This is a genomic window from Anaeromonas gelatinilytica, from assembly GCF_016820635.1.
GTDB lineage: Bacteria > Bacillota > Clostridia > Tissierellales > SIT17 > Anaeromonas > Anaeromonas gelatinilytica.
The window spans coordinates 17,368-27,158 of sequence record NZ_WSFU01000142.1 but is presented as its reverse complement, the minus strand read 5'-3'; the positions used below and the strand labels follow the sequence as shown (position 1 = coordinate 27,158).

Annotated in this window: 7 protein-coding genes; 6 read left to right on the top strand and 1 reads right to left on the bottom strand. The window is 27.4% G+C overall.

Going from position 1 to position 9,791, the window contains the following annotated elements; genetic code table 11:
• Positions 1–161: 161 nt before the first annotated feature.
• From manA to GOQ29_RS14205, 6 genes are all read left to right on the top strand, one after another.
• Positions 162–1,094 (top strand): mannose-6-phosphate isomerase, class I, encoded by a 933-nt coding sequence (manA, locus tag GOQ29_RS14230; RefSeq protein ID WP_203373338.1) that lies wholly within the window; start codon positions 162–164, stop codon positions 1,092–1,094.
• 145 nt (positions 1,095–1,239) lie between these two features.
• The gene (locus tag GOQ29_RS14225; RefSeq protein ID WP_203373337.1) at positions 1,240–3,210 is read left to right on the top strand and encodes a BglG family transcription antiterminator; all 1,971 of its coding nucleotides are present in this window, start codon (positions 1,240–1,242) and stop codon (positions 3,208–3,210) included.
• Entirely contained in the window at positions 3,201–3,671 is a 471-nt protein-coding gene (locus GOQ29_RS14220; protein WP_203373336.1) for a PTS sugar transporter subunit IIA, read from the top strand. Before GOQ29_RS14225 ends, GOQ29_RS14220 begins: the two co-directional genes overlap by 10 nt.
• 15 nt (positions 3,672–3,686) lie before the next feature.
• Positions 3,687–3,998 carry a PTS fructose transporter subunit IIB gene (locus GOQ29_RS14215; protein ID WP_203373335.1) on the top strand — a complete coding sequence of 104 codons (312 nt, stop codon included), beginning with the start codon at positions 3,687–3,689 and terminating at the stop codon, positions 3,996–3,998.
• A 21-nt stretch (positions 3,999–4,019) separates the two neighbouring features.
• Complete coding sequence (locus GOQ29_RS14210) at positions 4,020–5,036, top strand: PTS fructose transporter subunit IIC (RefSeq protein WP_203373334.1); 1,017 nt, start codon at positions 4,020–4,022, stop codon at positions 5,034–5,036.
• 50 nt (positions 5,037–5,086) lie between these two features.
• Positions 5,087–7,717 carry a glycoside hydrolase family 38 N-terminal domain-containing protein gene (locus tag GOQ29_RS14205; RefSeq protein ID WP_203373333.1) on the top strand — a complete coding sequence of 877 codons (2,631 nt, stop codon included), beginning with the start codon at positions 5,087–5,089 and terminating at the stop codon, positions 7,715–7,717.
• A gap of 127 nt (positions 7,718–7,844) precedes the next feature.
• Here GOQ29_RS14205 and GOQ29_RS14200 read toward each other — a convergent pair whose 3' ends face one another.
• A complete protein-coding gene (locus GOQ29_RS14200) occupies positions 7,845–9,614 on the bottom strand; it encodes an oleate hydratase (protein WP_203373332.1) in 1,770 nt (589 codons plus the stop codon).
• Positions 9,615–9,791: the final 177 nt, after the last annotated feature.

The following is a 9,791-nucleotide window of genomic DNA, read 5'->3' as shown; positions in this document are numbered from 1 at the left end:
ATGCTGATAAACCACAATAACTATTTAAAAAATATCCCTTTCATCCCACATCTGAAGAAGTGGACTTTTTCGCTCATAAGTTCTGTAATATTAATGAATCAAAATATTTTTTGGTTTTATTGTGTTATAATTATAAATTATATATGATTAGGGGTGAAAACATGAATTCAATAATATTTTTAGAAAGTAAACTTGTAGAGAAAATATGGGGTGGAACTAGATTGAAGGAGTATTTTGGGTATGAAATTCCCAATGAAAATATTGGTGAATATTGGGCAGTAAGTGCTCATCCAAATGCTGAGTCAGTAATAAAGTATGGAGAATTTAAAGGAAAAAAATTAAGTTGGTTATGGGATAATCATAGAGAAATTTTCGGTAATATAGAAGGAAAAGAATTTCCTTTATTAACTAAAATAATAGATGCTAGTGATGATCTAAGCGTACAGGTTCATCCTAATGATGAATATGCAAAGAAGCATGAAAATGGAAGCTTAGGTAAAACAGAATGTTGGTATATTATAGATTGTGAAAAAGACTCAGAATTAGTATTAGGACATAATGCAGAATCAAAAGAAGAAATGAAACAAATGATAGATGAAGGAAAATGGGATAAATTACTTAGAAAAGTAAAAATAAATCCAGGAGATTTTTTCTATATACCAGCAGGTACAGTTCATGCAATAGGTAGTGGTACTATGATCCTTGAAACACAACAGACAAGCGATATAACTTATAGGGTATATGATTATAATAGATTACAAAATGGGAAAAAAAGAGAACTTCATATAGAAAAAAGTATAGATGTAGCTACAATACCCTATAAAGATATTAAACTAGAAAAATATAAAAAAAATGTTAATGGTAATATAATAGAAAAATTAGTTGAAACTAATTATTTTACAATTTGCAAATTATATATAACTAGTAGTTTAGATATAAATCAAGATAAGTCATTCATAATAATGAGTGTTTTAGCTGGAAAAGGTAGTATTGATGGAATAGATATAAAAAAGGGACAACATTTTATAATTCCAGCTCTTTATGGCAAATTTAAGTTAGAAGGAAATATGGAGATTGTCTATTCTTATATATAAAAAATAATAATTCATTTAAAAACCTTTCTTAAGAGAATTCTCTTAAGAAAGGTTTTATTAATAATTTCCTATATTCAACGGAAAATATATGTCTATTTAAATTTACAGAATAAACTTATAATTGAATTAAAGAGGAGGAAATGTTTTGGCGAATATATTTAATGGTAGATTAATTTTAATATTAAATAAACTTTTAAACTCATATGAATTTTTAACTAGTTCTTATTTGGCAGAGATGATAGGAGTTTCTTCTAGAACTATAAGAAGTGATTTGAAAGAATTGAAGAAATTATTATTTCCTTATGGAGCGGATATAGTTTCCGTAAAAGGAAAAGGGAACAAATTAAGAATAGTTAATGAAAAAAAATTTAATGAATTATTAAAAGATATATCTTATCAATTAAAATATGAAAATAATATACCTCATTCTCCTTATGAAAGAGTTAATTATATAATAAGAAGGCTTTTATTAGAGAAAAACCCTCTAACTCTTGAAAATTTATCTGATGAAATGTATATAAGTTTATCTACTATAAAAAATGATTTAAAAAATGTTAAATCTATTCTTAAAGATTTTAAATTAAATATTGTAGCTAAAGGAAACATTGGAATAACAATAGAAGGAGAAGAAATTTATAAGCGTTTTTGTATTTCACAATATATATTAAATAGAGAAGTAGTAAAAGAAGATATTGATAATGAAATTGAGGATATAAATATATTTAATGATATTGACTTTATATTAATAAAGAGAGTTTTGACAGAAGAATTAATAAAGCAGAAATTTTATTTAGCTGATATTGCTCTTAATAATCTTATGATTCATATTGCAATAGCTATGGAAAGAATAGTAGAAGAAAAATATATTCCTTTAGAAAATGCCAAAATTAATATATTAAAAAAGGAAAAAGAGTATAATATATCAAAAAATATAGTTGAAAAGTTGGAAAGGGCTTTTCAAATTAAAATTCCAGATTCTGAAATTTGTTATATAACAATGCATTTATTAGGAAGTAAATTATTAGAAAAAAAAGAAGAACAAGATTTATTATATCTAATAAATGATGATATAAAAAAGTTAATATTAAAAATAATAGAAGAAATAAATACAAAATTAAATATAGATTTTACTTATGACAAGAAATTAATGTATAGTTTAGCTTTACACTTAAGACCAACATTACACAGAGTGAAATTTGATATGAATGTAAGAAATCCTTTACTTGATGAAATTAAATCAAAGTATTCATTAGCTTTTCAGATGGGCATTATTGCAGCTTCAATTATTGAAGATGAAATTAAATATAAAATTGATGAAAATGAAATTGGATATATAGCGATGCATTTTGGAGGAGCAATAGAAAGAAAAAAGAAATTGAATCAAAAAACTAAAAAAATAGCTATTATTTGTTCATCTGGTATGGGTACTTCTAATTTATTATTAGCAAAACTTAAAAATTCATTGAATATAGATGCAGATTTTATAGGAACATTTCCTCTTCATAAAATTAAAAATGTAATAAAGTTAAAGCCAGATGTAATATTAACTACTATTCCTATAAAAGAAAAAACTAATATACCGACAATTTTGGTTAGTACTATTTTAGATGATTCAGATTTAATTCATATAAGAAATAAAATCAAAAACATTAATAAAAACTTTGAGGATTTTTTTGAAAAAGACTTATTTTTTAAAGATATTGATTATTCACACAAATTAGATGTAATTGAATTTTTAACACAAAAAATGATTGAAAAAAATTATATAAATAAAAAAGTGAAAAAATCTATAATAGAAAGAGAAAGTGTATCTTCAACTGCTATAGGAAATTTAATTGCTATACCCCATCCATTGGAAGCAGTTGAAGTAAAATCATCTATATGTATTGGTATATTAAAGGAATCTATAGAGTGGGAAAAAGATAGAAAAGTACAATTAGTATTGGTTTTAATTTTAGCAAAAGAAAACGCAAATATATTTGAAGAATTATTTAATACTTTATATCAGGTTACTAAATCACCATCTTCTGTGTCAAAGTTAATAAAGTCAAATGATTTCGAAAAATTTCACAGTAATTTTATTATAGGAAAGGAGACTATGAATAAATGGAACTAAGTTTAACTGAATTAATAAATAATAAGTTAATAAATAGAAATTTTGATGGAACAACTAAAAAAGAAGTATTAGAAGAAATTGTAAGAATGGTTAATAAAGATAAAAGATTAGATTCAAAAGATTTATATTATAAAAAAATATTAGAAAGGGAGGAGGAATTTACTACAGGAGTAGGTTATGGTATAGCTATACCACATGCCAAGACAAGAGCAGTAATAAAACCTACTATAGTTATATTGAAATTATCTGATCCTATTGATTGGGAAGCTTTAGATGATAAACCCGTAGATTTAGTTATTGGTCTCGCGGTACCAGAAAAAGAAAGCAATAATACACATCTTAAAATTATATCAAAATTGTCAATGAAATTGATGGAGGAAGATTTTAGACAAAGTTTAAAAAATGCTCAAAGTGATAATGAGGTACTAGATTTAATGGAAGATATTTTTTATAAAAATTAGGAAGGAAGATGTAAAATGAAAATAGTAGCAGTTACAGCATGTCCATCAGGTGTAGCCCATACATTCATGGCAAAAAAAGCATTAGAAGATTCAGCAAAAGAATTAGGGCATAGTATAAAAGTAGAAACTCAAGGAGCAATGGGAATAGAAAATGAATTAACAATAAAAGAAATAAATGAAGCCGATGTAGCTATACTTGCAATTGATGCTCATATAGCTAAAATGAATAGATTTTATAATATACCTAAAATTGAAGTTTCAACGAAAAAAGTTTTGAAAAATTGTAAAAAGGTGATAGAAAAAGCTGAATCAAAAGTAAAAAAATAAATTATATAAGGAGTTGAAATCATGGATAAATTTAAAAGACATTTAATGACAGGGGTTTCATATATGATTCCTTTTGTTGTAGCAGGAGGTATATTATTATCATTAGGTATTATCCTTGGAGAAGAAGGATTCTTTGTTGAAAAATTGGTAAATGTAGGAGTATGGTCACTTCAACTTATGGTGCCTGCAATAGCTGGATTTATAGCTTATTCTATAGCAGATAGACCTGGGCTTACAGTAGGTTTTGTAGGTGGTGTTATAGCAAGAGAATTAGGTACTGGATACATTGGTGGTATATTAATAGGTTTTTTTGCAGGTTGGGTTGTAAATAAATTAAAGAAGATACCAATTCATAAAAGTTTTCAAATAATAAAACCTATTATGATAATTCCAGTTTTAGGAGTAGCATTAACAGCAGTTGTAATGTATCTTATGGCAATACCATTAACTCCAGCAATGACAGGATTAGAGAACTGGTTAGTATCATTAAAAGGAGCAAATTTAGCAATATTAGGATTTATAATTGGTGCTATGATGGCATTTGATATGGGAGGTCCTGTAAATAAAGTAGCACTGGCATTCGCATATGCAACTTTAGCAGAAGGTATATATGAGCCAATGGCGGCAGCATGGGTAGGAATAATGGCACCACCTATAGGACTTGCACTAGCTACATTAATTAAGCCTAATAGATTCTCTAAATCGGAAAGAGCAAACGCTATACCAGCAGCATTTATGGGTTCTTTAGGAATTTCAGAAGGAGCTATACCTTATGCAGTAACAACTCCATTTAAAGTAATACCATCTATCGTAATTGGAACAGGAATAGGAGCTGCAATATCTTTAGTATTAGGAGCGTCATCAACAATACCTGCAGCTATTGGGATTTGGGCATTACCTTTGGTAAATAATCCAATTAGATGGTTAATCGGGTTTATTATAGGAGTAGCAATTATTGCAGTATTAGTAGCATTTTTAAGAAAAGAATCTGATATAAAAAAAGATCAGGAAGAAACAGAATTTAATTTAATGGGATAAAAAGTCCATCCTCTATATTTGAGGGTGGATTTAAAATAGGAGGGTTAAAATTGAATTTTTATATTGTTTCACATACACATTGGGATAGAGAATGGCATAAAACCTTTGAAGAATATAGAATAAAGCTAATTAGAGTTATGGACGATTTATTAAATTTATTAGAAAATGATGAAAAGTATTTATCTTTTATGTTTGATGGACAAACCATAATATTGGAAGATTATTTAGAAATAAGACCTGAAAATAAAGAGAGGCTTAAGAAACTTATAGAACAAAAAAGAATAATTATAGGGCCATGGTATATACAACCAGATGAGTTTATTCCAAGTGGAGAATCATTAATAAGAAATTTACTTTTAGGAATTAATATAGCTGATGAATTTGGTTCTGTAATGAATATAGGATATTTACCGGATTCATTTGGACAATCTGCACAGATTCCCCAAATCTTAATTGGATTTGATATAAAAGATGCAGTTATATGGAGAGGGATATCAGATGAAGATATAAATGAAAAAGAATTTTATTGGGAAGGATTAGATGGAGGCAAAGTTTTAGGTCATTATTTACCTTTAGGATATGAAAATGCGAAATGGCTTTCATTAGACATAGAAAAAAGCAAAGAGGTTGTAGAAACTAATATTAAAGCTCAAGAGGAATTAACTCATACTAGTCAAATCCTTATGCTATGTGGTTATGATCAAAGAGAAGCAAATAGAGATTTACCTTTGATTATTAATGATTTAAATAAAGAATATAATGAAAGTGGATATAAGTTTGTATTTTCAACATTAGAAGATTATATTAAAGGTGTAAAAAAGAATGATATGAATTTTGAAACTTATAAAGGGGAATTTAGAAAAGGTAAATTTATGAGAGTACATGCAAGTATTGGTTCTACAAGACTTGATATTAAAAATCAAAATTTTATATCGCAAAAATTATATGAAAAATATGTAGAACCATTGTCCTCTATTGGAACATTACATGGTTTATACTATAATAATTCTTTAATAAACTATGGGTGGAAAAATATAATTCAAAATCAAGCACACGATTCTATAGGTAATGTGTGTACCGATGTTACTCATGATGAAATGGAAATGAGATATAGTAAATCTAAACAAATAGCAGCAACTATTATAGAAGAAAAAACAAAAGATATTTTGTCTAATATAAAATTTCAAAATGATAAAGGAAAGCCAATAACTATATTTAACACAATTATTAGTTCAAGAAAAGATACTTTAACAGTAAGTGCTTTGTTAGAATCTAAAGATTTTATGTTAATTAATGATAAAGGGTTAGAATGTGACTATCAAATAATAAATATTGGAAAAGTAGATTTAAATGATTATGTGATAGAAAGTCATTTTATAGGTAAAAATGAAGTTAAAAAATATTATAAAGTTAAATTTAGTTTTACACCTCAAATTGAAGGTTTTGGATATAAAACTTATTATATTAATGAAAATAAACCAAGTATAAATAGTACAAATAATTTAATAGTAAACAATAATACGCTTGAAAATAAATATATTAGAGTAGATATAAAAGAAGATGGAAGCTTTAATATTATTGATAAAGAAAATAATAAAACGTATTATAATCAACACATATTTAAAGAAGGTGGAAATGCTGGAGACGAGTATGATTATTCCCCACCTATAAAGGATAAGATTATTTATTCTAAAGGTAAATTAGCAAGAATAGAAAAAATATATGATGGTCATATTCAAGCTCAAATTAAAATAACTTATTCATTAGATTTTCCTATTAATACTTATAATAAGTATAGAACTAATGAAAAGGAAAATGCAGTTATAGAATCTTATCTAACAATTTATAAAAATAACAATAGGTTAGATATAAAAACTATAATTGATAACAGTATTAAAGATCATAGAATACAAGTATTATTTGATGGAAATATTAAATCAAATATTCACTATTCAGATCAACAATTTGGAATTATGGAAAGAAAAAATTATTTAAAACAAGTAGAGTATTGGAGAGAAGAGAATTGGCAAGAAAAGTATTATCCAATATATAATCAACAAAAATTTGTAGGAGTATTTGATGGGGAAAATGGAATACAAATTATGAACAAGGGTCTACCTCAATATGAAATATTAGATGAAGATGAACCTAAAATAGCCTTAACGTTATTATGTGCTACTAGCTATATGGGTAAACAAGATTTAGTTAATAGACCGGGAAGAAGATCTGGCTTACATGTAAAGACACCAAAAAGTAATATGATAGGAAGATTTGAAATGGAATATTCTATTTGTCCCATTAAAAATATAAATGCAATGAATATAAATGCTGAAAAATATCTATATCCATTGTATTATAAGCAGTCGCAAAATACTGAAAATGATAAAGATTTATCAGATTTATATTGTCCAATTAAGATAAAAAATCCATTGGTAGGTACTAGTACTATCAAGAAAGCAGAACAAGATGATGGAATAGTATTACGAATTTATAACAGCATCAATGAAAAGATAAATGGTCTACAGATTGAATATGATAAAGGGAAATTTTGTGATGTTGGTTTAGTTAATTTAAAAGAAGAAAGTATATATAATAAGAATATTGAAATTACTAAAGATATTGTTTATATAAAAGAAATGAATAGTAATGAAATATTAAGTTTTAAATTTAAATATAATTAAATAAAATTATTGTTTCTTAAACAAAGAGCTTTATGACAATATAAGGGCAGGTATTCTTTTAAATAAATAATTGGGAAAATCCATTTAAAATGAATTTTCCCAGTTTAATTTTTGGTAATTGCAGTTGTTAGATTAATTTATACTCTTCTAGTAATTCCATGATTCGGGTATCCGAAACTTTTTTAAGAATTTTTTTAGCACTCATTTTTGTTTTGGCAGGTAGTTTTAAGTCAGTGAGTTTTTGACCATCCATCATTTTAGAGGTAGAGTCTAATAGAACACGTACATCAAATGCAGAACCAAATACTTCTGGTACACCTCTATCTATATCAAGGAGAGTATATACTCCTTCCATAGCAGTACGAACGGAATATTCAGTCGTAAATACTGTATCACGTGGAGTTTCTGCAAAGTTTCCAATAAAAGCAGCATTTACACATCCATCTGGAACCACATTTGGACGATCTCCTTTAGCTCTTGGCATGAAGTATGATGTTACATAAGGCATCATACATGGTACACAATTTGCTGAATTAACAGCTAAATCATGGATTTCATTCTCTGGTACACCCATATGGTAGAGCCATTCTTCTGTAATTTCTATACCAGTACAATCTTTCATAGGTTTTTTGATATAATTTCCTGGTACATCACAATATAGACTATATACCCAAACCACTAGTTGATCTTTTGGTTGAGATTTAAAGTGTGGTTGTCTATTTAATGTAAAGCTCATTAACCAACTGGAATCTTTTACAGTGACGATACCACCAGTTACTACTTTTCCACTGAAAGGATCTCTACGACAAATTTTTTCGATATAAGGAGGAATCTTTTCGTCTAATGTTGTTATGGTTGCTGATTCCCAATTACTTTCTTCAATATTACCACAGAATTTTTCGGGACGACCGAAAGCAGTATCTTGTTTTGCGATATTTTTCCAAAGCTCCCAGCTACCGCCCAGTTCAGTGTTCATTGTTGCCGGTGTATTATTATCTCCTAATGTAGAACTCTCTGTATTACTACCATTAGTTATAAAAACAAGATCATTTTCAGTTAGTAGGATTTCTTTTTCTTCTTCTTTTTGGCTATAAATTAATTTTTTAGCCACTTTTTTGTCATTGCTTACGTCAAATATTACATTTTTAACGGTTGTTCCATATTGAAATGTTACACCATGACTTTCAAGATATTTCATCAAAGGAAGAGCCATGGATTCATACTGATTATATTTAGTGAATTTAAGTGCAGAAAAGTCAGGCAATCCTCCTATATGATGAATGAATCGAGTGACGTATCGGCGCATTTCCATTGCACTATGCCATGGTTCAAATGCAAACATGGTTCTCCAATATAGCCAGAAGTTAGAATCAAAAAAGTCTTCGCTAAACACATCAGTTATTTTTAAATTTTCGAGTTCTTCTTCTGGTGTAAAGAATAATTGAATTATTTCCATAGAAGCAGTTTGAGTTAAAGTGAATTTTCCATCTGTATGAGCATCTTCACCTCTATTTACAATTGCCCTTTGAAGAGAGTAGTTGGGATCTTCTTTATTTAGCCAATAAAATTCATCTAAAACAGAAGCATTATCTTCTTCTAATGAGGGGATAGAACGGAATAAATCCCACAGACATTCAAAATGGTTTTCCATTTCTCTTCCACCACGAATAATAAATCCATAGTCATTGTTGTAGATACCATCTAGTCCACCTCCGACTATATCTAATTCTTCGAGAATGTGTATATTTTCTCCTTTCATCTGACCATCACGAATTAAGAAAGCAGCAGCAGATAAGGATGCAAGACCAGAACCAATAAGATAAGCACTTTTTTTGTCCACATCTTTAGGTTTTTTAGGACGAGCAAAAGCTTCATAATTTCCATTACTATAATACATAAATTTAACCTCCTTTATTTTTCTTAATTTGATTATATTGATATTAAATAGTCTTGTATATATACAATGTAAAGGAATTGTTTAAAAAATGTATAGTTTATTTGACAAAATAAAAATATAATAGTACAATTTACTTAAACGTTTTACTAAAACGTTTAAGTAAATTCTTGGAGGTGA